Raw genomic sequence first — 21,057 nt, 5'->3', positions numbered from 1 at the left:
GTCCTTCGAGACAGCCGCCTTCGGCGGGCTCCTCAGGACGAGGACTGATTTCGCGGAAAGAGGACTGATGTCGTGAAGAGATATCAACCCTCATGGTGAGGAGCGCCTCTTCGGCGCCTCTCGAACCATGAGGCCCCGGCCGCCAGACATTCGAGCTCCCCGTCGCAGCGGGGGCGAGGTAAGAATACACATCAAGCCAAGGAAACCACCATGACCAAATCGCTCCAGGACAAAGTCGTCATCGTCACCGGCGCCGGCCGCGGCATTGGCCGGGAGATCGCGCTGCTCTGTGCCTCCGAAGGCGCCAAGGTCGTGGTCAACGATCCCGGCGTCGCCTCCGACGGCTCCGGCACCAGCGCTGCGCCGGCCGAAGAAGTGGTCGAGGAGATCCGGAAGCACGGCGGCACGGCGGTTGCGAATTTCGAGAGCGTGTCCGAGGCCATCCCGGCCAGCAAAATCGTGAAGGCCGCGACCGACCATTTCGGCAGGCTCGACGGCGTGGTCAACAATGCCGGCATCCTGCGCGACATGATCTTCCACAAGATGAGCATCGAGGCGTTCGAGGCCGTCATCAAGGTGCATCTGATGGGCTCGTTCTACGTCGCTCACTCCGCGGCGCGGCTGTTCCGCGAGCAGGAGAGCGGCTCCTTCGTCCACTTCACCTCGACCTCGGGCCTGATCGGCAATTTCGGCCAGGCCAATTACGCCGCCGCCAAGCTCGGCATCGTCGGCCTGTCGAAGTCGATCGCGCTCGACATGGGCCGCTTCAATGTCCGCTCCAACTGCGTGTCGCCATTTGCCTGGAGCCGCATGATCGGCACCATTCCGGCCGAGACCGAGGCCGAGAAGGAGCGCGTCGAGCGGATGAAGCGGATGGGGCCGGAGAAGATCGCGCCCGTCGTCGCCTATCTCCTGAGCGATGCCTCGAAAGACGTCACCGGCCAGATCTTCGCGGTGCGCATGAACGAGATCTTCCTGATGGGCCAGTCGCGTCCGCTGCGCTCGGTGCACCGCGGCGAAGGCTGGACGCCGCAGACCATCGCCGAACACGCGATGCCGGCGCTGAAGCCGTCATTCTACAAGCTCGATCGCTCGGCGGACGTGTTCGGCTGGGATCCGATCTGACATTGCGGCGCGCAAAACCGCCGCTTGCAGTGCACACCATCTGAAGTTGTTTTTTGTTTAAACGACCCGCGCATAGCCATGATTTCGTCGTAGGATCGCCTCCCAACAAGAAACTGGGAGGAGACCATGACAAATCCACGACACGATATCGCGCAGGATTCGCCGACCGGGGCCGATGGCTTCGACCGGCGCACGCTCCTCAAGGGCGTCGCCGGCTTTGCCGCGGCCGCTGCGGCCGTCTCGCCTGCGCTCGCGCGGGACTACGGCCCGCAGGCCGAGCCGCAGCGTTATCCCGATCCCGACATCGTCGTGATCGACGAGAAGCGCTTCAAGGCCAAGGTCGGCAACACCACGATCAAGCGCCTGTTCACCGGCTGCCTGTGGGCGGAAGGACCGGCCTGGAACACACAGGGCCAGTATCTGGTCTGGAGCGACATCCCGAACAATCGTCAGCTGCGCTATCTCGACGATGACGGTCACATCTCGCAGCAGTTCCGCAAGCCCTCCAACGAGTCGAATGGCAACACCTTCGACTATGAGGGCCGCCAGATCACGGCCGAGCGCACGCGCCTCGTCCGCTTCGAGCACAATGGCACGGTGACCGTTCTCGCCGAAAAGGCCAATGACAAGCCGCTGAACGGCCCGAACGACATGGTCGTCAACCCCAATGACAAGTCGATCTGGTTCACCGATCCTGGCTACGGCTCGATCAATCTCTATGAGGGCCAGAACGTCCGCAACGGCTCCAACCAGCCGTTCCAGAAGGAGGCCGTCTACCGCGTCGACGCGCAGTCGGGCGCCATCACCAAGGTCGCCGACGAGCCGTTCAAGCCGAACGGCATCGCCTTCAGCCAGGACTACAAGAAGCTCTATGTCTGCGACACCGGCATCACGCATTATCCGAACGCCAAGAACGTGATCTGGCAGTACGACATCAATGGCGACAAGCTCGCCAACCCCAAGGCGTTCATCGACATGACACTGGACGGCAAGTCGGGCTTTCCCGATGGCTTGCGGGTCGATATCGACGGCAACATCTGGGTCGGCGCCGGCTGGGTCGGCGAAGGCTATGACGGCGTCCACATCTTCGCGCCGGACGGCGTCCGCATCGGCCAGATCAAGCTGCCGGAGATCTGCGCCAATGTCTGCTTCGGCGGCAAGAAGCGCAATCGCCTGTTCATGACCGCGAGCCAGTCGCTCTATGCGGTCTATGTCGAGACGCAGGGCGCGCATATCTGTTGATGAGCGAATAAAGAAAGGCGAATAGCGAAGTGGGAGTAGCAAATAGTGACACCTATTCGCTACTCGCCACGCGCTATTCGCATCATCCCGTATTTCTGAGACCCGCCGAGATGCCGTTGATCGTCAGCTGGATCCCGCGCAGCACCTGCTCATCCGGGTTCTGCGCGCGATGCTCCTTCAAAAGCTCGACCTGCACATGGTTGAGCGGATCGAGATAGGGAAAACGGTTGCGGACCGAGCGCTCCAGCAGCGGGTTGCCCTGCAACAGACGCTCCTGCCCCATGATGTCGAGCAAGGTCTCGATCGCAAGATGCCATTCACGGCGGATGCGGCCGAAGATCTTCTCACGCAACGCCTCATCAGGCACCAGTTCGGCATAGCGCGAGGCGATCGCGATCGAACTCTTGGCGAGCACCATGTCCATATTGGACAGGAGCATGCGGAAGAACGGCCATTCCTGATAGAGCTCGCGCAGGAACGGCATGCCCTGCTCCGGGTTCTCGGCGATCCAGGTCTCCACCGCGCTGCCGAAGCCATACCAGCCGGGCAGCATCAGCCGGCATTGCGCCCAGGAGAACACCCAGGGGATCGCGCGCAGGTCCTCGATCGCGCGGGTCTTCTTGCGCGACGCCGGACGGCTGCCGATGTTCAAGGTCGCGATCTCGTTGATGACGGTCGAGGCCCAGAAATAGTCGACGAAGCCGTCGGTCTCATAGACCAGGCCGCGATAGGCCTTGAAGGCGAGCTCCGAGAGCCGGTCCATCGCGGTGAGATATTCGCGCTTCGGCGCCGGCTGGCGCGGATGCAACAGGCTGGCTTCCAGGGTCGCAGCGGCGAGAATCTCCAGATTGTTGCGACCGACCTCGGCATTCGAATATTTGCTGGAGATGATCTCGCCCTGCTCGGTAATGCGGATCTGGCCGTTCACGGCGCCGCCGGGCTGGGCGATGATCGCGTCATAGCTCGGGCCGCCGCCCCGGCCGACCGAGCCGCCGCGGCCATGGAACAGCCTGAGACGGATGCCATGCCGCTCGAAGATTTCGACGAGGCCGATCTCTGCCTTGTACAGTTCCCAGCCGGAGGTGACGAAGCCGCCGTCCTTGTTGCTGTCGGAATAGCCGAGCATGACCTCCTGGACGGCGCCGCGGCTGTCGACCAGGCGGCGATAATCATGCAGCGCCAGCATCCGGTCCATGATGCCGCTGGAGGCCTGCAGATCCTCGATGGTCTCGAACAGCGGCACGATGTTGACGGCGCAGCGGCCGGACGGATCGATCAGACCGACTTCCTTGAGCAGCAGCGCGACCTCGAGCATGTCGGACATGCCCTTGCACATCGAGATGATGCATTGCGAGATCACGTCGGCGCCGAAGGTGGCATGGGCCTCGGCGGCGGCCCGGAACAGCTCGAGCTCGCCGACCGTCTCGTCGCTGTATTTGACGAACTGCGACACCAGCGGCCGGGTATTGCGCAACTCGCTGACCAGAAGCCCGACCCGCGCATCCTCGCTGAGCGCCATGTAGGACATGCCGGGCATGGCGGTATCGATCAGCTCGGCCACCGTGCGCTCGTGCACCGTCGAATTCTGCCGGATGTCGAGCCGGGCCAGATGGAATCCGAAACAGTCCACTGCGCGCCGCAACAGCCGCAGCCGGCCGCGCGCGATCACCTCGGCGTTGTTGGCGATCAGCGAACGGTGCAGCACGTCGAGATCGTCCTGGAACTGCTTGACGCTGTCATAGGGCGCCCCCACCCCCACCGGCAGCCGGCTGATCTGGATGCCGAGCTTTTTCGCCGTCGCCGCCAGCCGCGCATAGATGCCGGACACCGCCAGACGATAGGGCTCGCCGCTGCGGTGGGGTGAGGTGTCGGGCGAGCGTTCAGCCAGCGCGCGCAGCTCCTCGGAGACATCGGCGAGATGCGCCGCAATCGACAGTTCGCCGCCGAGCAGATGCAGTTCCTCGAGGTAATAATGCAGCGCGAGGCTGGATTGCAGCTTCAGCGTTCCGCGCATCACCTCCGCGGTCACGAACGGATTGCCGTCGCGGTCGCCGCCGATCCAGCTGCCCATGCGCAGGAAGGAGGCGAGATCACCCGCGACCTCGGCGCCGTCATTGAGACGATCCTCCAGCGTGCACAACAGGCGCGGCACCTCGCGCAGGAAGGTGTAGTCGTAGAACGACAGCCCGTTGGTGACCTCGTCAAGCACCGTCAGCTTGGTCCGGCGCAACAAATTGGTCTGCCACAGGGTCAGCACCGCCCGGCGCAGCGCCTCGTCATTGGCCTCGCGCTCGTCCGGCGTCAGCTGCATCCGCTCGCGGCGGTCGAGCAGCATGGCTACCTCCATCTCGCGGTCCATCGTGCTCTTGCGCCGCACCTCAGTCGGGTGCGCGGTGAGGACGGGACTGACGAGCGCGGTCGAGAAGAACTTGCGCAGGTCGGCGGCCTCGAACCCGGCCGATTTGGCATGGGCGAGCGTGGCCGCCAACATGCCCGCCCCGCCATTGGCGTCGCTCCTGGCGCGCATGCGGCGGATATTGTTCTGATCTTCGGCGATGTTGGCGAGATGCGAGAAATAGCTGAAGGCGCGCACGATGCGCACGGTTTCAGCAATCGTCATGCCGTCGAGGATCTGTTCCAGCTCACGCCTGGCCTGGCGGTCCTCGTCGCGGTGAAAGCGCACCGAGGTCTGGCGGATGCGCTCGACGAGATCGAAGACGTCGGCGCCCTCCTGGTCGCGCACGGTGTCGCCGAGAATGCGGCCGAGCAGCCGGATATCGTCCCGGAGGCGGGCATCCTCCTCCATGGCCTGGGCGTCAGCAGCGCGACTGGGCCGGATGTCCTCGGACGGCATGGTTTGCGGCGACATGGATGATCTCTCCAGCTGCTGCCCATTTACGGGTCAGTCTGCCGTATCTGTACCGCAGCGCAAGATCAAGAAAGAGGCGTCGCCTGCCTTATTCGATGCTGATGTCGTCCTCTCGCGATGGGGCGTGCAACATTGCGTCAGATCTGACGTCCTGCCTGCTCCCAATAGGGATCGCGCAACCGCCGCTTGAAGATCTTGCCGGAATCCTCGCGCGGCAATTTGTGCTGGATTTCGATGTGCTTGGGCACCTTGTAATCGGCCAGCGAGGCCTTGAGCCGGGTCCTGATCTCCATCGGGTCAAGCACGCGACCGGGCTGCGGCTCCACCACGGCCATCAAGGCTTCGCCGAACTCGGCATCCGGAATGCCAAAGACCGCGCAATCATGCACGCCCGGCACGGCGTGCAGCACCGCCTCGATCTCGGCCGGATAGATGTTGACGCCGCCGGAGATCACCATGTCGCGCTTGCGGTCGCACAGGAACACGTAGCCCTCGGCGTCCATGTAGCCGACATCGCCCGAGGTGATGAAGCCGTCACGGTCGATCTCGGCGCGCTTCTCCGGCTTGTTGTGATAGGTGAAATCCGGGTTGCCGGCGATGCGCGAATAGATCTCGCCGATCTCACCCTGCGGCAGGATGCGGCCGTCCTCGCCGACGAAGCGCAGCTCCGCCCCCGGCGAGACCTTGCCCACGGTGCCTGGCTTCCTCAGTGCGTCCTCGGAGGTCGCGAAGGTGACCGCGCCTGATTCGGTCGATCCGTAGAACTCATAGATCACCGGCCCCCACCACTCGATCATCGCGCGCTTGACATCGGCCGGGCACGGCGCCGCGGCATGGATGATATGGCGCAAAGTCGACATGTCGTAGCGGCGGCGAACCTCATCCGGCAGCTTCATCAGCCGGATGAACATCGTCGGCACCATGAAGATGGTATCGATCCGCTCCGCCTGGATGATGTCGAGAAACGCCTCCGGCTCGAAGCGCGGCATCAGCACCAGCGCGCCGCCGAGCCGGCCCGCGCGCAGGCCGAAGGCATTCGGCGCCGAATGATACAGCGGCCCCGGCAGCAGCGCGCGCGAGCCGGGCTTCAGACCGTAGATCAGGGCCCGCATCCGTTCCGCGGATTGCGACTGCTCGGCCGTCGGCGCGTTGCGGCGCACGCCTTTCGGATGCCCGGTCGTGCCGGACGTGTAGATCATGTTCTGCGGCTGCGGCACCTGCGGACCGTCATAGGGGCTTTGCTGGGCGAGCCAGCTCTCCAGCGCGATGGCCGATTCCGGGGTCGCGAGCAGATGCGCATCGATCCGATAGGCCGACAGGATCTCCGGCGGCGTGGGCACGCTGAGAACGGTGACACCTGCAGGTATCAGCCCGGCGAGCTGATGCAGCAGGTCGGCATGGCCGATCAGCACCTTGGTCCCGGAATCCTTCAGGATGTAGTCGATCTCCTCCGGCTTGAAGTGCCAGTTCACCGGCACGCCATAGGCGCCGAGCCGCATCGCGCCATAGGCCGCCTCGATGAAGGCGATGTCGTTGCGCATGAGGATGCAGACGCAGTCGCCCTGGCCCACGCCGAGCTGCGCCAGACCGCTGGCGATGCGCGCCGCGCGATCGGCGATGTCGGCATGGCTGCGGCGGCGATCGCCCGAGATGATGCCGCAGAACAAAGAGGACGTTTCCATTTTCTTGCTATCCGATCTGGCGTCGGTTCAACTTCAACACGGGGGCGATGCCTCGCATCCCCCCGTGAAGGACGGTATGAAGCAAGGACCGTGTTAATCTGTGAATTTCGGCGCGCGCTTCTCAATATTGGCGCGTACCGATTCGAGCTGGTTCGGGCTGCCGATCAGCTTCTGCTGCTCGACCGATTCCGCGAGCAGCGCCGGGCCCGGATCGACCGAGAGATTGTTCAGCATGCGCTTGGCGGCGCGGATCGCATCAGGATTCTTGCCGGCGATCTCACGCGCGGTCTCCAGCGCCGCCGCACGCGGATCGGCGCAGATGCGCGTGACGAGGCCGTAGGACTGCCCCTCCTCCGGCGAGAACACCCGGCCGGTGTAGGTCAGCTCGCGCAGAATGTCGTCGCGCATCAGCGTTGCGAGGATCGGGGTGCCGGCCATGTCAGGCACGAGCCCCCATTTGATCTCCATGATCGACATCTTGGTATCCGGCGCGACGTAGCGCATGTCGGCCCCGAGCGCGAGCTGGAAGCCGCCGCCATAGGCGACGCCATGCACCGCAGCAATCACCGGCACCGGCAATTGCCGCCAGCCCCACACCGCCTGCTGGGCGAAATTGGCCTTGCCGTGGGTGCGAACCGTGAGATCGCGTTTCTCGCCGCCCGGAATACCATTGCCGCCGGACTCCTTCATCGCCGCGAAACGGCCCATGTCGAGCCCGGCGCAGAAGGCACGCCCCTCGCCGGACAGCACCACCGCCCGCAGGCCCTTCTCCTTTGACAGCCGTTCGGTGGCCGCGACCAGCGCCTCGAACATCTCCATGTCCAGCGCATTCATCTTGTCGGCGCGAACCAGCCGAACATCGGCGACGCCGTCCTTGATCTCGATCGCGAGGCGGTTGTCCATCGAGCGGTCTCCCTACGGATGTCTTTGTGACTTTACAGAAGGCTGTCGGAGCGATTTAGTCAATCGACCAATTAACTCACAAGATGTCAGGCGGAAACTCCCATGTTCAAGGACAATCTCCTCGAAGGTCGACGCATTCTGGTGACCGGCGGCGGCACCGGCCTTGGCAAGGCGATGGCCGCGCGCTTCCTGCAATTGGGCGCAGAGGTGCATATTTGCGGCCGGCGGAAAATCGTCTGCGACGAGACCGCGACCGAACTGATGGACCTCTACGGCGGACGGGTCACCAGCCACGGCGTCGACATCCGCAATGCGATGGCGGTCGAGGAGATGATCGAGGCCATCTTCCAGGAAGGCGGCCTCACCGATCTCATCAACAACGCCGCCGGCAACTTCATCTCCCGCACCGAGGAATTGAGCCCGCGCGGCTTCGATGCCGTCGCCAACATCGTCATGCACGGCACGTTCTACGTGACGCATGCCGTCGGCAAACGCTGGATCGCCGCGAAGCAGCCGGGCAACGTGGTGTCGATCACGGTGACCTGGGTGCGCAACGGCTCGCCCTATGTCGTGCCCTCGGCGATGAGCAAATCGGCGATCCACGCCATGACGATGTCGCTCGCCACCGAATGGGGCCGCTACGGCATCCGCCTCAACACCATCGCGCCCGGCGAGATCCCGACCGAAGGCATGAGCAAGCGCATCAAGCCCGGCGACGAGGCCGGCGCGCGGACCAAGGCGATGAACCCGATGGGCCGCGTCGGCACCATGGAGGAGTTGCAGAACCTCGCGGTGTTCCTGATCTCCGGCGGCTGCAACTGGATCAATGGCGAGACCATCGCGATGGACGGCGCCCAGGCGCTGGCGATGGGTGGCAATTTCTATCAGCTGCGCGACTGGAGCGATGACGACTGGACCAAGGCCAAGGACTCGATCAAGGCCCAGAACGAGAAGGATCGCGCGACGCGCACGAGCTGAGGACACAACCAGACTGTTGATCGGCGCAGCCCGCCCTGTAGACTGCTCGAACGAAAGCCGCTCCGGCGTATCCGGAGCGGGAACGACGACAAGACCTACCACAACGAAGAACAAGACATCATCGGAGGGGAAACATGTCCGTCGCGACGGCAGCGTCGACGCTCGTCGATATCGTGCGCAAGCAGGCGCAAGCGCTCGGCTCCGCCACCGCCTATGAGTTCGAAGGCCGCGTCACCAGTTTCGCCGAGTTCGACCGCAAAACCAACCAGGTCGCCAACGCGTTGAAGGCGCTCGGCGTCAAGCCGCATGAGCGGATCGCCTATTTCGGCAAGAACAGCGACATCTATTTCGAGCTGCTGGTCGGCGCGATGAAGGCCAATGTGGTGATGGCGCCGATCAATTGGCGGCTTGCGGGCCCCGAGGTAGCCTTCATCGTCGAGGACTGCAAGGCCCCTGTCCTGTTCGTCGGGCCGGAATTCATCACGATGATCCGGAACATCAGCGGCGAGATCCCGAGCGTCCGGCACATCATCACCACCGAAGGTGGCGCGCCGGAATGGCAGGACTACACCGCCTGGCGCGACGTGCAGAGCGCGGAGGATCCGGGCGTTCCGATCACACCGAAGGACATCGCGCTGCAGCTCTACACCTCCGGCACGACCGGCAAGCCGAAGGGCGCGATGCTGTCGCACGCCAACTTCCTGAATTTGGTCAACACCGGCGATCCCGCGGACAGGCCGGACTGGAACAAATGGTCGACCGACGACGTCTCGCTGATCGCGATGCCGATCTTCCATATCGGCGGCTCCGGCTGGGGCCTGATGAGCCTCTATCACGGCGCCCGCGGCGTCATCGCGCGCGAGTTCGATCCGACCAAGATCCTGGATTTCTTCGAGCAGTCCGGCATCACCAAATTGTTCATGGTTCCGGCCGCGATGCAGTTCGTGGTGCGACAGCCGCGCGCGCGACAGGTCGATTTCTCGCGGCTGAAATATATGCTCTACGGCGCCTCGCCGATTCCAGCTGCGCTGCTGAAGGAATGCATCGAGGTCTTCAAATGCGGCTTCGTGCAGATGTACGGCATGACCGAGACCACCGGCACCATCATCGCGCTGCCGCCCGAGGACCATGTCGAGGGCCTGGAGCGGATGCGCTCGGCCGGCAAGCCGCTGCCGGGCATCGAGGTTGCGATCATCGATCCGCTCGGCAATCCGCTGCCGCCGCGCCAGGTCGGCGAGATCGCCACCCGCTCCGGCTCCAACATGGCCGGCTATTGGAATTTGCCCGAAGCGACCGCGCGGACCCTCGGCAAGGATGGCTGGCTGCGCACCGGCGATGCCGGCTACATGGACGAGGACGGGTATGTCTACATCCACGACCGCATCAAGGACATGATCATCTCCGGCGGCGAGAACATCTATCCGGCCGAGGTCGAGAGCGCGATCTGCGACCATCCCGATATCGCGGAGGCCGCTGTCATCGGCATCCCCGACGACAAATGGGGCGAGGCGGTCAAGGCGATCGTCGTGATGAAGCCCGGCAAGCGCGCCACCGCGACCGACATCATCAATTTCACCCGCACCCGCATCGCCGGCTTCAAGACGCCGAAGAGCGTCGACTTCCTCGACGCCTTGCCGCGCAACCCCTCCGGCAAGATCCTGCGGCGGACTCTGCGCGCCCCCTATTGGGCAGGCAAGGACCGGCAGGTGAATTGATTGCCGGGCCCGCGGTGACCATTCTGGATCGCATCGCTTGCGCTCGCGATGACGAGGAGAGAGTTCGCGCTCTCTCCCCCGTCATTGCGAGGCGCTCTTGCGCCGAAGCAATCCAGGGCCACGTAAACAACCCTGGATCGCTTCGCTGACGCTCGCGATGACGGACGAGAGAGGTCGCGACCTCTCCACACCGTCATTGCGAGGCGCGCTTGCGCCGAAGCAATCCAGGGTTCCGCTCACAGCCCTGGATCACTTCGCTACTGCTCGCGATGACGGACGAGAGAGCCCGCGCTCTCTCCCCCCGTCATTGCGAGGCGCTCTTGCGCCGAAGCAATCCAGGGCCACGTAAACAACCCTGGATCGCTTCGCTGACTGTTCAGCCCGGGGACATGGCTGACAGGTGTTCGGAGACATGGTTGACACCTCAAAATCGGCTCGATTCGTCAAGCAAAGGGACGAGCGATGCCGTGGCGAGAGGTGTCTGTCATGGACCAGCGACGAGAGTTTGTGATGCTTGCCAAGCAGGAGGGCGTGAACCGGCGGAAGCTGTGCCGTCAGTTCGGCATCAGCGCCGAGACCGGCTACAAGTGGATCCAGCGGTATGACGCCGGCGATACGACGCTGGCGGACCGGTCGCGGCGGCCGCATCGGAGTCCGGAGCGCACGGCGGCTGCGACTGAGCAGCAGATCGTCGTGTTGCGCGACGCTCACCCGGCCTGGGGCGCGCGCAAGCTCGCACGTCGTCTCGCGCGCGACGGGCAAACTGTCCCGGCGATATCCACCGTGCACACCATCCTGCGCCGCTACGATCGCGTGAGCGAGCCTGCAGGCACGCCGGGGCAGCCGTACAGGCGTTTCGAGAAGGATGCGCCCAATCAGCTGTGGCAGATGGACTTCAAGGGGCACAGTGCGCTGGAGAACGGCGTGTCCTGTCACCCGCTGACTGCGCTGGACGACCACTCGCGCTTCTCCGTGTGCCTGGCGGCGTGTGACAACGAGCGCGGCTCTACGGTCAAAGGACATCTGGAGACGACGTTCCGCCGCTATGGACTGCCGGATGCGATGTTCGTCGATAATGGTGGTCCCTGGGGCTTTACTCTCGAAGACCCCTGGACCGCGCTGACGGTCTGGCTTCTAAAGCTCGGCATTCGAACGATCCACAGCCGGCCGTATCATCCTCAGGGCCGCGGCAAGAACGAACGCTTCCACCGCAGCCTGAAGGCCGAAGTCTTTGCCTTCAAGCGCTACAGGGACCTTGACGACGTCCAGCGGGCGCTCGACGAATGGCGGGCCATCTACAATCTCGACCGGCCCCACGAGGCTCTCGACTTCGATGTGCCGGCGAGCCGCTACCGGCCCAGCCAGCGAACGATGCCGGATCGCCTTCCGACGGTGGAATACGACGAGGGTGAGATCGTCCGTTCGGTGTCGAGCACCAAGGCCTATGTCAGTTTCGAGGGACGGCTCTGGAAAGTCCCGCAAGCCTTTCGCAGCGAGCGGCTCGCTATTCGCCCGCTCAGCCAGGACGGAAAATTCGGAATTTTCTTTGCCGCGCATCAGATCGCAGCGTTCGATTTGCGCGACCCCAAAAGTGTCAACTATGTCCCCGAACAGGTGTAAGCTATGTCCCCGGGCTGAACACTGACGCTCGCGATGACGGTGCGCAGTTCAAGCTCGTCTCACCTCTTGTTCGCCCCCATATAGCCGAACAGGAAGCCTGCCACCTTGCGCATCTGAATCTCCTCGCTGCCTTCGGTGATGCGGTAGCGGCGGTGGTGGCGATAGATGTGCTCGAACGGCTTGTGGCGCGAATAGCCCATGCCGCCATGGACCTGGATGGCGCGGTCCGCCGCCTCGCAGCACAGGCGGTTAGCCCAGTAATTGCACATCGAGACCTTGTCGGAGAGCGTATGCTCCACCTGCGCCTGGGTGAGCTGGTCCATCTCCCAGGCAGTCTTGCGGATCAGCAGCCGCAGCATCTCGGCCTGGGTCGCCAGCTCCACCAGCGGCCATTGGATCGCCTGGTTCTCGGCCAGCGCCTTGCCGAACGGCTTGCGCTCACGCGCGTAGTTCACGCTCTCATTGATGCAGAACACCGCGGCGCCGAGCGAGCTCGCCGCCTGCCGGATGCGGTTCTCGTGCACGAAGCATTGCGCCAGCGACAACCCGCGCCCGACCTCGCCAAACAGCGCATCCTCAGGTACGAACACATCGGTGAAGCTGACGCGGGGATGATCGGTCGGCATGTTGAAGGTCCAGAGATACTCCTCGACCTTCACCCCTTCCGCCTTCGCCGGCACGAGAAAGCAGGTGATGCCGCGCGCATCGCCGTCATTGCCCGAGGTGCGCGCGAACAGCGCGCAATGGGTGGCGACGTGCATGCCCGTCGTCCACATCTTCTCGCCATTGATCAGCCAACCCTTGACGTTGTCGCGAGTCGCAGGCACCGCCTTGGTCTCCATATGGGTCGCATCGGAGCCGTGGTGCGGCTCGGTGAGACCAAAAGTGATGCGGTACTTGCCGGTGATCGAGCCGTCGATCATCGCCTTCTGGTCGTCGCGGCCGTAGCGGTCGAGCATGGTGACGATCGGCAGATTGCCGACGATCGAATGCTCGTTCTGCAGGTCGTTGTGCAGGCCGAGGCCCTTCGATGCGAAATGCTCGCGGATCACGGCCATCCAGAGGTTCGAGCCGTCCTTGCCGCCATAGCGCTTCGGGATCGCGAAGCGCAGGTGCCCGGCCGCGTCGGCGCGGTCCTTGGCCTTGCGCAGCAGCTGCTCCCAGTCATGCCGCGGCAGGCCGCCATTCTCGAAATCGGTGCGCGCCCATTCGCGGCGATGATCGAAGAAGCGGATGTTGTCGTCGGCCTCCTCCAGCGGCTTGATCTCGGTGGCAATGAAGCGATCGAGCTCGTCGAGATAGGCGACCAGTTCCTTCGGCAAGGAAAAATCCATGGCGTGTCTCCCTGTGCGTGTTGTTGTTGTTCGTTATCTTGGTCGGCGCCGCCTCCTGCCATGTGCTTGTGGCGCGCAGCGCGGTTGCGTATTTGGATGACTGCGAACGCTGCCCAGCCGCTAAGCTCGCGCAGGGCTGCCAATCATCGGACATCAGGAGGAACGGGCGATGGAGCTGAAATACTCGAAGATCACGCGCAAGGGGCCGGTCACGATCGTCACGCTCGCCCGGCCCGAGGTCTACAACGCGCTGCATATCGAGGCGCATTACGAGCTCGAGCGCGTGTTCGATACCTTCGCCGCCGATCCCGAACAGTGGGTCGCGATCGTCACCGGCGAGGGCGACAAGGCGTTCTGCGCCGGCAACGACCTCAAATGGCAGGCCGCCGGCGGCGCGCGTGGCTGGGGCAAGAGCGGCTTTGGCGGACTGACCTCGCGCTTCGACTGCGACAAGCCGCTGATCGCGGCCGTCAACGGCGTCGCGATGGGCGGCGGCTTCGAGATCGCGCTCGCCTGCGACCTGATCATCGCCGCCGAGAATGCGACCTTCGCGTTGCCCGAGCCGCGCGTCGGCCTCGCCGCGCTCGCGGGCGGCCTGCAGCGGCTGCCGCGCCAGATCGGCATGAAGCGCGCGATGAGCATGATTCTGACCGGCCGCCATGTCGGGGCGCGCGAGGGCCACGAGCTCGGCTTCGTCAACGAGGTGGTGCCGCAAGGCGAGGCGCTGGCGGCCGCTGAGCGCTGGGCGGAGACGATCGCCAAGAACTCGCCGATGTCGATCCGCGCCTCCAAGCAGGCGATCGAGAAGGGCCTCGCGGTGTCGCTGCAGCAGGCGATCACCGAGCAGCGCGACTACCCGGCGGTGCAGGCGATGATCCATTCGCAGGACTATATCGAGGGACCGAAGGCATTTTCGGAGAAGCGCCCGCCGAACTGGCTGGGGCGGTGAGCTCCATTGACGTTCGTCATTCCGGGATGTGCCGCCAAGCGCAGGCCCGGAATTCATAACCTCGATCGGACGTCTGGATTCCGGGCTCGCGACTGCGTCGCGCCCCGGAATGACGAAGCCTTTGTTTGCGACGGTGCCGCCTCGTCCACCGCCGTCATTGCGAGCGAAGCGAAGCAATCCAGACTCCCACCGCCGAGGCAGTCTGGATTGCTTCGTCGCTTGCGCTCCTCGCAATGACGGCGGAGAGTTATGCGTCATTCAGGCCCCTTCCCGCCTCGCGCTTGTAGGACGCGTAGTTCGGCTGATCGACGGCGAGCTTGTCGAGCGTGGTCTGCCAGAGGTGGTCCTTCAGGCCCGGGGTCTCGAGAGAGACCGTGCCGCTGGCGATCTGCGCAGCGAGCGCTCGATTGAGTTCGAGCAAATCACCATCCTGTCCCAGCAGCTGCTTCAGCCGCGTGAGCTCGGCAGCCTCCGCCGGCGAGGCCTGCGTCAGCTGCCGCACCACGAGATCGAGCGCGTTGATGCCGACGCGTAGCTTGAACGCCTGGTGGCCCGCGATCAGCGGCGCGATGTCGGTGCGCAGGAAATCCGCCACGGCCTGCACCAGTTCGGTCGGCGTCGGTTCGTCCTGCATCAGCCCTCTCCTCGCGGCGCAAGCAGCCGCAACAGGTCGATCTCCGTTTCCGACGCGCGCCGGCCGATCATCGCGCGCTCCATCGAGTGGTCGGGACCCAGCCGAAACCGCTGCATCATGCCGCAGCACATCACACCCCAGCGCAACGTGCCCATGACCTCCCAGAACTTCACGCGTGCAGCATCGACTTTTCGTCCAGCGGCTTCATAGCCGGCGAACAGGTCCTCGCGGGATCCGAAACCGCCGACCGGCTTGTCGATCTCGCCAAAGCGCCAGGAATTGACGCAGATCCAGCCGAGATCCTCCATCGGATCGCCGAGATGGGCGAGCTCCCAATCGAGCACCGCGCGCACCCCGTCGGGGCCGATGATCAGATTGCCGTTGCGGAAATCGCCATGCACCAGGGTCACATCGGCCGAGGGACCGGGATCATTCTGCGACAGCCAGCGCAGCGCCAGATCGAACACCGGGCGCGGCCAGTCGAAGCTGCGATACTCGCGCGCGAGCTCCGCGATCTCCTTGGTCGCATTCATCTCGCGCAACGGCGGCAGCGCTTCGCGGGCGATGCCATGAATGCTGGCCGCAATGCCGCCGAGCTGGCGCGCAAGACGCGGCCGCGCCTCGGCATAGTCAGCATCGCGCAGGATCTTGCGCGCGATGGTCTCGCCGTCGACGCGGCGCATGATGAAGCCGGTGCCGAGATCATCCTTGGGCGTCAGCACGTGCAGCACCTCGGGCGACGGCACGCCGGCCGCATGCGCAAGCCGCATCAAGGCCGCCTCATTGTCGAGCCCCGCCGCACGGCCGGGCGCCGCGCCGTAGCCTTTCGGCGAGCGGCGCAGGATGGCACCGATCGCGCCATCAGGGTGCATGATGTCGAAACGCCACGTCTCCTGGCTGGCGCCGCCGGAAAGCTTTGCGGCGCCGCGCACGCCGATCGCCCCCGGCATGAACGCGGCGACGCAGCGGGACAGTTCGGTCTCGATCATTGGCCCTTGAACTTGGCGGGACGCTTCTCGAGGAACGCGGTGACGCCCTCCTTGAAATCGGCGGTCGCGCCCGCGATGCGCTGGGACTGGAACTCCTCGTTGAGCTGCTCCTCGAACGAGTTCTCCGGGCTCTCCCAATACAGACGGCGGATCTGCGCCAGCGCGACCGTCGGACCGTTGGCGAGTTCGTGCGCGACTTTCATCGTCTCCTCTTTCAACGCGGCGTCGTCATACACGCGGTTGACAAGGCCCCATTGCAGCGCGGTCTCGGCCGGCAGCTTCTCGCCGAGCAGCGACAGCTCGATGGCGCGCGCCTTGCCGACGAGACGCGGCAGCAGCCAGGTCGAGCCGCAATCAGGCACGAGCCCGATGCGGCGGAACGCCTGCAGAAAGTAGGCGGACCTGGCGCACAGGATCATGTCGCCCATCAGCGCGAAGCTCATTCCGGCACCGGCGGCCGGCCCGTTCACGGATGTCACGATCGGACAATGCAGGTTGCGCAGGCGGCGCAGGAACGGGTGGAAGGCGGTCTCGAGCGCGGCGCCTGCATTGCTGCGGCCGGGCTTGGCCTGCGCGTTGCGGCCCTGCAGATTGGCGCCGGTGCAGAACGCGCGTCCCGCCCCTGTCACCACCAGGCAGCGCACCTCCGCCTTTCTCTCCTCGATCTCGTCGAGCGCCTCGGCAAGGCCGCCGAGCATGTCGATCGAGACCGCGTTCATCACCTCTTGATGGTCAAGGGTGAGGACGGCGACGGGTCCGTCGAAATCGAGCGTGACGTGCTTGAACTGCATGGTTTCCTCTCAATGGCTTGTCGAGCGCTGCATTCTTCGCGGCGGAAATTCGAAGCAGAGCCTGGTTCGTGCAGCATATTTGATTTTTGCGCTTCGCTTGTCCATGGTTGCGTCATCCAAATAACCAAGCGGCGCCGGGCGCGCTGACATCATCACGGAAACGCCAAAGAGAACAATCATGACCATGTTCGATCTCACCGGCCGGGTGGCCGTCGTCACCGGCGGCAATGGAGGCATAGGCCTCGGCATCGCTCAGGCACTTGCGTCAAGTGGCTGCAATGTCTCGATCTGGGGCCGCAACGCCGAGAAGAACAAGGCAGCTGCGGCCTCGATGGCCGCAGGGCCCGGCAAGGTCGACACGCGCATCTGCGATGTCACCAGCCCCGCCTCCGTGGCGGAGGCGATGAAGGCGACGCTCGACACGTTCGGCCGCGTCGATGGCTGCTTCGCCAATGCGGGCATCGGCGGCGGCGGTCGCAAGCCCTTCATCGAGCGCAGCGAGGAGGAATGGCGTACGATGTTCGCCACCAATCTCGACGGCGTCTTCCACGCCTTCCAGGCGGCGGCCAAGCACATGACGGCGCGCGCCGAAGCCGGCGACCCGTTCGGCCGGCTGGTTGCGACCTCGAGCCTCGCCTCGCTGTTCGGCACCGCGCGCAACGAGCACTACGCGGCCACCAAGGCGGCGATCAACGCGCTGTGCCGCGCGCTGGCGGTCGAGCTCGCGCGCTATGGCGTCACCGCGAATGCGATCCTGCCGGGCTGGATCAAGAGCGACATGACCGCAGGCATCATGGGCAACGAGAAGTTCGTCGCCAATGTAATGCCGCGCATCCCGGTGCGGCGCTTCGGCGAGCCGTCGGATTTCGGCGGCATCGCGGTGTACCTCATGAGCAAGGCGTCGTCCTACCATACCGCAGACTGCTTCGTGATCGACGGCGGCTACACCGCCTTCTGACCCGCTCCGGCGCGAGGTGGACCGGTGCGCCGGTCCACGAAACCCGGGTTTGTTCCGGTCCCATATTCCAAGATTTCCGAAATTTAATCCGGTTTCAGGTGCCACGCCCCCGTGACCCCGGCGTTGTCCCTCATCACATGACGGAGAGAATTCCAAGGGGAAGGACGCCATGAAGCGCGGTGTGACGGTTTTGGCCTGTGTGTCTGCCCTGGCTGTTGCCGGTTACTTTGCAATGGCCAAATGGGGCATCCAGCACGAGAGTCGGGAGTTCTACGACGCGGCGCGGCAGCGGCCGATCAACGTCGATATCGCCGTGCGCAAGGACTACGAGATGAAGGCCAATGCCGGGCTGTGGCGACTGCCGGTCGCGGTCATCTCGAACGGCAACACGGTCAAGAACACCGAGTACTCCTTCCTCGCCAACGTCTTTGCCGCCCGCGGCTACCTCGTCGCCAGCGTGCAGCAGGACCTGCCGACCGATCCGCCGCTGGTCACCAAGGTCGGACTGCCCTATGTCGGCCGGCTCGACGTCTACAAGAAAGGCGAGGCCAACATCCTCTGCGTCTTGAACGAAATGAAGCAGCGCCATCCCCATGCCGATTACGATCATCTGACCCTGGTCGGCCATTCCAATGGCGGCGACACCGCGATGTATTTCGCCAAGGAGCATCCCAACATCGTCTCCCAGGTCGTGACGCTGGACAATCTGCGCGTGCCTTTCGTTGTCAGGGACAAGCTCAAGATCCTGTCGTTCCGCTCGGACGATCCGCAGTTCAAGACCGACCCGGGCGTGCTGCCCTCGCAGGTCGGAGCCAAGAGCGGCATCGACATCATCAAGACCGAGTTCCAGCACACCTGGATGAGCGATCGCGGCCCCTATACGGCGCGGGAACGAATCCAGGCGACGCTGGACAAATATCTCGGCGGCGAGACCACCAGCGAGCTGGCGCCGGCTGATACGGATAATCTGATCGTAACCAACGCCGCAGCGGCGCTACCGTGACGAGGTCAGCCGGGCCTTGCCGGTTCGAGACTGCCGGATACCGGCGGTTCAAAATATACGGGGCGGCCGCGCCAACGCGGCCCCCCCGTAGCGCTTACTCCTGCGGCTTCTTCGCGGGTGGGCCGTTCTTGTTGCCCGGCATGCCCTTGATGTTCGACGTGTCCTGATTGCTGACGTCCGTGTTGTGACGGTTGATCGTGGAAGACGATCCAACCGTGCCGGATTCGGTCGCCGCGGGTCCATTCTTGTTGCCGGGGGCCCCTTGAATGCCGGCTCCGGAATTCTGTGCGCTCGGCGGCATGGTGGTCTGCTGCTGCGTGCCTTGGGCATAAGCCGAACTGGCTGAGACGACGAACGCACAGGCAATCATGCTGATCATTGGTTTCATGGCGCGACCTCCTTTTGTAGTTGCTGTGCTGTTCGAACGTGGCGTCCCCCGGAGCCGTTCCAGGGAACACCTGATTTACCCGGCAACCGCCGCCGACACGCGCAGCTCCTGCCCGCTTTATCGCCTTCCGCATTGCATCACGGGTCACTACGGTCGGGCGACGAACGCATCAGAGGCCGTGACCATGCAATACCTCTCCACCGATCTCAGCCCGCGCGAGCGCTACAAGATCCTGACCTCCTTCGTGCTGCCGCGGCCGATCGCCTGGGTGACGACGAAGAGCGAGAGCGGGGTCATCAACGCCGCCCCCTTCTCGTTCTTCAACGTGCTCGGCGAGGACCCGCCGCTCTGCGTGTTCGCGATCAATTTGCGGCCCGACGGCCGGGTCAAGGACACGCTCGTCAATATCCGCCACAGCAACGCGTTCGTGGTGCACATCACCGACGAGCCGCTGGCGCAGGCCATGCACGAGACCGGCGGCGACTTTCCGCCAGAGGTCAGCGAGCCAGATCATCTCGGGCTCAAGCTCGCACCGTCACACATGATCGGCGTGCCGCGGCTGGCAGACGCCCCTTTCGCGATGGAGTGCAAGACCTGGCAGCTGATCGACGTCAATGGCGATCGCGTGCTGGTGCTCGGTGAGGGCCTCGCCTTCCACATCCGCGATGAGCTGTGGGATTCCGAGAAGATGCGAGTCGAGATGGAGCTGTTCCACCCGGTCGGCCGCATGTTCGCCGACCGCTATTGCCGGACCAACGACCGGATGGATTTCCCGCCGGCGAACGGACTCGGCTGAGAGGCGATCGCCGTTGCGAGCGCAGCGAAGCAATCCAGGGCCCGGGACGACTCTGGGAACGCGTCGTCGCCGCGCTCCTCGCAATGACGGTGGACACGCTTCAAGGGCGCGGACTGGGGCCCGGATGAGCGTAGCGCTATCCGGGCCAAGGGACGACGCTGCGGCCTATCCGCTTTTCCCGATCTTGTCCTGCGTCTTGGTGTCGAAATCGCTGGCGTCGTGGCGCTCGTGCAGCTGGCTGGCGGGGTCGCCGGAAACGCGGTTGACCATGCGACCGCGCTTCACGGCCGCGCGCTGCGCAATCTGGTCGGTCCATCGCTGGACGTTCTTGTAGTCCTGCACCGACAGGAACTCGCCGCCTTCATAAAGCAGCCCCTTGGCGAGCGCGCCGTACCAGGGCCACACCGCAATGTCCGCGATGGTGTAGTCCGGGCCGGCGAGATATTCGGTTTCGGCGAGACGGCGGTCGAGCACATCGAGCTGGCGCTTGACCTCCATCGCGAAGCGATCGATGGCGTATTCGATCTTGGTCGGCGCATAGGCATAGAAGTGGCCGAAGCCTCCGCCGAGATAGGGCGCGGCCCCCATCTGCCAGAACAGCCAGGACAGGCATTCGGCGCGCTTGGCGGGCTCCGTCGGCAGGAAGGCGCCGAACTTCTCGGCAAGATAGACCAGGATCGCTCCGGACTCGAAGACGCGGATCGGCTCGGGCCCGCTGCGATCCAACAGCGCCGGGATCTTCGAGTTCGGATTGATGGCGACGAAGCCGGAGCCGAACTGGTCGCCCTCGCCGATGCGGATCAGCCAGGCGTCATATTCGGCGCCGGCATGGCCGAGCGCCAGCAGCTCCTCGAGCATCACCGTGACCTTCACGCCGTTTGGCGTGCCGAGGGAATAAAGCTGCAAGGGATGACGGCCGACAGGCAATTCCTTGTCGTGGGTCGGACCCGCGATCGGACGGTTGATGTTGGCGAAGCGGCCGCCGCTGGCCTTGTTCCAGGTCCAGACCTTGGGCGGCACATAGCTGTTCTGTTCGGACACGAAAAAACTCCGGCGTGAGCGGCAAAGGAGCGAATGTTCT

The 21,057-nt window shown here is 64.4% G+C and carries 19 protein-coding genes; 9 read left to right on the top strand and 10 right to left on the bottom strand.

The window, feature by feature from the left end; genetic code table 11:
- Positions 1 to 210 precede the first annotated feature (210 nt).
- Positions 211 to 1,125, top strand: a complete 915-nt coding sequence (locus BBTA_RS13675; protein ID WP_012043078.1) for an SDR family oxidoreductase — start codon at positions 211 to 213, stop codon at positions 1,123 to 1,125.
- A gap of 126 nt (positions 1,126 to 1,251) precedes the next feature.
- Entirely contained in the window at positions 1,252 to 2,367 is a 1,116-nt protein-coding gene (locus BBTA_RS13670) for an SMP-30/gluconolactonase/LRE family protein (protein WP_012043077.1), read from the top strand.
- A gap of 82 nt (positions 2,368 to 2,449) precedes the next feature.
- Here BBTA_RS13670 and ppc read toward each other — a convergent pair whose 3' ends face one another.
- The 3 genes from ppc to BBTA_RS13655 all read right to left on the bottom strand — a co-directional run bounded on the left by ppc (position 2,450) and on the right by BBTA_RS13655 (position 7,821).
- Positions 2,450 to 5,236, bottom strand: a complete 2,787-nt coding sequence (gene ppc, locus BBTA_RS13665; RefSeq protein ID WP_012043076.1) for a phosphoenolpyruvate carboxylase — start codon at positions 5,234 to 5,236, stop codon at positions 2,450 to 2,452.
- A gap of 137 nt (positions 5,237 to 5,373) precedes the next feature.
- Entirely contained in the window at positions 5,374 to 6,918 is a 1,545-nt protein-coding gene (locus BBTA_RS13660; protein WP_041750627.1) for an acyl-CoA synthetase, read from the bottom strand.
- A gap of 93 nt (positions 6,919 to 7,011) precedes the next feature.
- Complete coding sequence (locus BBTA_RS13655; protein WP_012043074.1) at positions 7,012 to 7,821, bottom strand: crotonase/enoyl-CoA hydratase family protein; 810 nt, start codon at positions 7,819 to 7,821, stop codon at positions 7,012 to 7,014.
- A gap of 102 nt (positions 7,822 to 7,923) precedes the next feature.
- On the opposite strand from BBTA_RS13655, the gene BBTA_RS13650 reads away from it, so the two are divergent.
- The 3 genes from BBTA_RS13650 (at position 7,924) to BBTA_RS13640 (ending at position 12,134) form a co-directional block, all read left to right on the top strand.
- Positions 7,924 to 8,799 carry an SDR family oxidoreductase gene (locus BBTA_RS13650; RefSeq protein WP_012043073.1) on the top strand — a complete coding sequence of 292 codons (876 nt, stop codon included), beginning with the start codon at positions 7,924 to 7,926 and terminating at the stop codon, positions 8,797 to 8,799.
- Positions 8,800 to 8,933: 134 nt separating this feature from the next.
- Positions 8,934 to 10,514, top strand: coding sequence for a fatty acid--CoA ligase (locus tag BBTA_RS13645; protein WP_012043072.1), 1,581 nt, complete (start codon positions 8,934 to 8,936; stop codon positions 10,512 to 10,514).
- Between the two features lie 462 nt (positions 10,515 to 10,976).
- Positions 10,977 to 12,134 carry an IS481-like element ISBrsp4 family transposase gene (locus BBTA_RS13640; RefSeq protein WP_083780650.1) on the top strand — a complete coding sequence of 386 codons (1,158 nt, stop codon included), beginning with the start codon at positions 10,977 to 10,979 and terminating at the stop codon, positions 12,132 to 12,134.
- A gap of 59 nt (positions 12,135 to 12,193) precedes the next feature.
- Here the strand turns inward: BBTA_RS13640 and BBTA_RS13635 are convergent, their stop codons facing one another.
- The gene (locus BBTA_RS13635; RefSeq protein WP_012043070.1) at positions 12,194 to 13,468 is read right to left on the bottom strand and encodes an acyl-CoA dehydrogenase family protein; all 1,275 of its coding nucleotides are present in this window, start codon (positions 13,466 to 13,468) and stop codon (positions 12,194 to 12,196) included.
- Positions 13,469 to 13,637: 169 nt separating this feature from the next.
- On the opposite strand from BBTA_RS13635, the gene BBTA_RS13630 reads away from it, so the two are divergent.
- On the top strand, positions 13,638 to 14,417 hold the full coding sequence (locus BBTA_RS13630) for an enoyl-CoA hydratase-related protein (RefSeq protein WP_012043069.1): 780 nt from the start codon (positions 13,638 to 13,640) through the stop codon (positions 14,415 to 14,417).
- 247 nt (positions 14,418 to 14,664) lie between these two features.
- On the opposite strand, the gene BBTA_RS13625 is transcribed toward BBTA_RS13630, so the two are convergent.
- From BBTA_RS13625 to BBTA_RS40730, 4 genes are read right to left on the bottom strand one after another with little or no spacing between them, the layout of a single operon-like run.
- Entirely contained in the window at positions 14,665 to 15,051 is a 387-nt protein-coding gene (locus BBTA_RS13625; RefSeq protein WP_012043068.1) for a DUF6285 domain-containing protein, read from the bottom strand.
- Positions 15,051 to 16,040 carry a phosphotransferase family protein gene (locus tag BBTA_RS13620; protein WP_041750626.1) on the bottom strand — a complete coding sequence of 330 codons (990 nt, stop codon included), beginning with the start codon at positions 16,038 to 16,040 and terminating at the stop codon, positions 15,051 to 15,053. Before BBTA_RS13620 ends, BBTA_RS13625 begins: the two co-directional genes overlap by 1 nt.
- Positions 16,037 to 16,831 carry an enoyl-CoA hydratase/isomerase gene (locus BBTA_RS13615; protein ID WP_012043066.1) on the bottom strand — a complete coding sequence of 265 codons (795 nt, stop codon included), beginning with the start codon at positions 16,829 to 16,831 and terminating at the stop codon, positions 16,037 to 16,039. Before BBTA_RS13615 ends, BBTA_RS13620 begins: the two co-directional genes overlap by 4 nt.
- 9 nt (positions 16,832 to 16,840) lie before the next feature.
- A complete protein-coding gene (locus BBTA_RS40730; protein ID WP_168167892.1) occupies positions 16,841 to 17,017 on the bottom strand; it encodes a hypothetical protein in 177 nt (58 codons plus the stop codon).
- Here BBTA_RS40730 and BBTA_RS13610 point away from each other — a divergent pair.
- Positions 17,010 to 17,789, top strand: a complete 780-nt coding sequence (locus BBTA_RS13610; protein WP_012043065.1) for an SDR family NAD(P)-dependent oxidoreductase — start codon at positions 17,010 to 17,012, stop codon at positions 17,787 to 17,789. The genes BBTA_RS40730 and BBTA_RS13610 overlap by 8 nt on opposite strands.
- A 169-nt stretch (positions 17,790 to 17,958) precedes the next feature.
- Positions 17,959 to 18,792 (top strand): alpha/beta hydrolase, encoded by an 834-nt coding sequence (locus BBTA_RS13605; RefSeq protein ID WP_012043064.1) that lies wholly within the window; start codon positions 17,959 to 17,961, stop codon positions 18,790 to 18,792.
- 94 nt (positions 18,793 to 18,886) lie between these two features.
- Here the strand turns inward: BBTA_RS13605 and BBTA_RS13600 are convergent, their stop codons facing one another.
- Positions 18,887 to 19,180, bottom strand: coding sequence for a hypothetical protein (locus BBTA_RS13600; RefSeq protein ID WP_012043063.1), 294 nt, complete (start codon positions 19,178 to 19,180; stop codon positions 18,887 to 18,889).
- Positions 19,181 to 19,364: 184 nt separating this feature from the next.
- On the opposite strand from BBTA_RS13600, the gene BBTA_RS13595 reads away from it, so the two are divergent.
- Positions 19,365 to 19,976 (top strand): flavin reductase family protein, encoded by a 612-nt coding sequence (locus tag BBTA_RS13595; RefSeq protein WP_012043062.1) that lies wholly within the window; start codon positions 19,365 to 19,367, stop codon positions 19,974 to 19,976.
- 165 nt (positions 19,977 to 20,141) lie between these two features.
- Here the strand turns inward: BBTA_RS13595 and yghU are convergent, their stop codons facing one another.
- Positions 20,142 to 21,017, bottom strand: coding sequence for a glutathione-dependent disulfide-bond oxidoreductase (gene yghU / locus BBTA_RS13590; RefSeq protein ID WP_041750625.1), 876 nt, complete (start codon positions 21,015 to 21,017; stop codon positions 20,142 to 20,144).
- Positions 21,018 to 21,057: the final 40 nt, after the last annotated feature.

The organism is Bradyrhizobium sp. BTAi1 (genome assembly GCF_000015165.1).
Lineage (GTDB): Bacteria > Pseudomonadota > Alphaproteobacteria > Rhizobiales > Xanthobacteraceae > Bradyrhizobium > Bradyrhizobium denitrificans.
This window is presented reverse-complemented; position numbering and strand designations above follow the sequence as displayed.

What these genes read in the sequence shown, in the direction of transcription:
- BBTA_RS40730 (WP_168167892.1), bottom strand. Translation starts at nt 17,017, where the DNA reads ATGGTCATGATTGTTCTCTTTGGCGTTTCCGTGATGATGTCAGCGCGC.
- BBTA_RS13635 (WP_012043070.1), bottom strand. Translation starts at nt 13,468, where the DNA reads ATGGATTTTTCCTTGCCGAAGGAACTGGTCGCCTATCTCGACGAGCTC.
- BBTA_RS13605 (WP_012043064.1), top strand. Translation starts at nt 17,959, where the DNA reads ATGAAGCGCGGTGTGACGGTTTTGGCCTGTGTGTCTGCCCTGGCTGTT.
- BBTA_RS13675 (WP_012043078.1), top strand. Translation starts at nt 211, where the DNA reads ATGACCAAATCGCTCCAGGACAAAGTCGTCATCGTCACCGGCGCCGGC.
- BBTA_RS13645 (WP_012043072.1), top strand. Translation starts at nt 8,934, where the DNA reads ATGTCCGTCGCGACGGCAGCGTCGACGCTCGTCGATATCGTGCGCAAG.
- BBTA_RS13650 (WP_012043073.1), top strand. Translation starts at nt 7,924, where the DNA reads ATGTTCAAGGACAATCTCCTCGAAGGTCGACGCATTCTGGTGACCGGC.
- BBTA_RS13630 (WP_012043069.1), top strand. Translation starts at nt 13,638, where the DNA reads ATGGAGCTGAAATACTCGAAGATCACGCGCAAGGGGCCGGTCACGATC.
- BBTA_RS13600 (WP_012043063.1), bottom strand. Translation starts at nt 19,180, where the DNA reads ATGAAACCAATGATCAGCATGATTGCCTGTGCGTTCGTCGTCTCAGCC.
- BBTA_RS13595 (WP_012043062.1), top strand. Translation starts at nt 19,365, where the DNA reads ATGCAATACCTCTCCACCGATCTCAGCCCGCGCGAGCGCTACAAGATC.
- BBTA_RS13660 (WP_041750627.1), bottom strand. Translation starts at nt 6,918, where the DNA reads ATGGAAACGTCCTCTTTGTTCTGCGGCATCATCTCGGGCGATCGCCGC.
- BBTA_RS13640 (WP_083780650.1), top strand. Translation starts at nt 10,977, where the DNA reads ATGCCGTGGCGAGAGGTGTCTGTCATGGACCAGCGACGAGAGTTTGTG.
- BBTA_RS13620 (WP_041750626.1), bottom strand. Translation starts at nt 16,040, where the DNA reads ATGATCGAGACCGAACTGTCCCGCTGCGTCGCCGCGTTCATGCCGGGG.
- BBTA_RS13670 (WP_012043077.1), top strand. Translation starts at nt 1,252, where the DNA reads ATGACAAATCCACGACACGATATCGCGCAGGATTCGCCGACCGGGGCC.
- BBTA_RS13610 (WP_012043065.1), top strand. Translation starts at nt 17,010, where the DNA reads ATGACCATGTTCGATCTCACCGGCCGGGTGGCCGTCGTCACCGGCGGC.
- ppc (WP_012043076.1), bottom strand. Translation starts at nt 5,236, where the DNA reads ATGTCGCCGCAAACCATGCCGTCCGAGGACATCCGGCCCAGTCGCGCT.
- BBTA_RS13655 (WP_012043074.1), bottom strand. Translation starts at nt 7,821, where the DNA reads ATGGACAACCGCCTCGCGATCGAGATCAAGGACGGCGTCGCCGATGTT.
- BBTA_RS13625 (WP_012043068.1), bottom strand. Translation starts at nt 15,051, where the DNA reads ATGCAGGACGAACCGACGCCGACCGAACTGGTGCAGGCCGTGGCGGAT.
- BBTA_RS13615 (WP_012043066.1), bottom strand. Translation starts at nt 16,831, where the DNA reads ATGCAGTTCAAGCACGTCACGCTCGATTTCGACGGACCCGTCGCCGTC.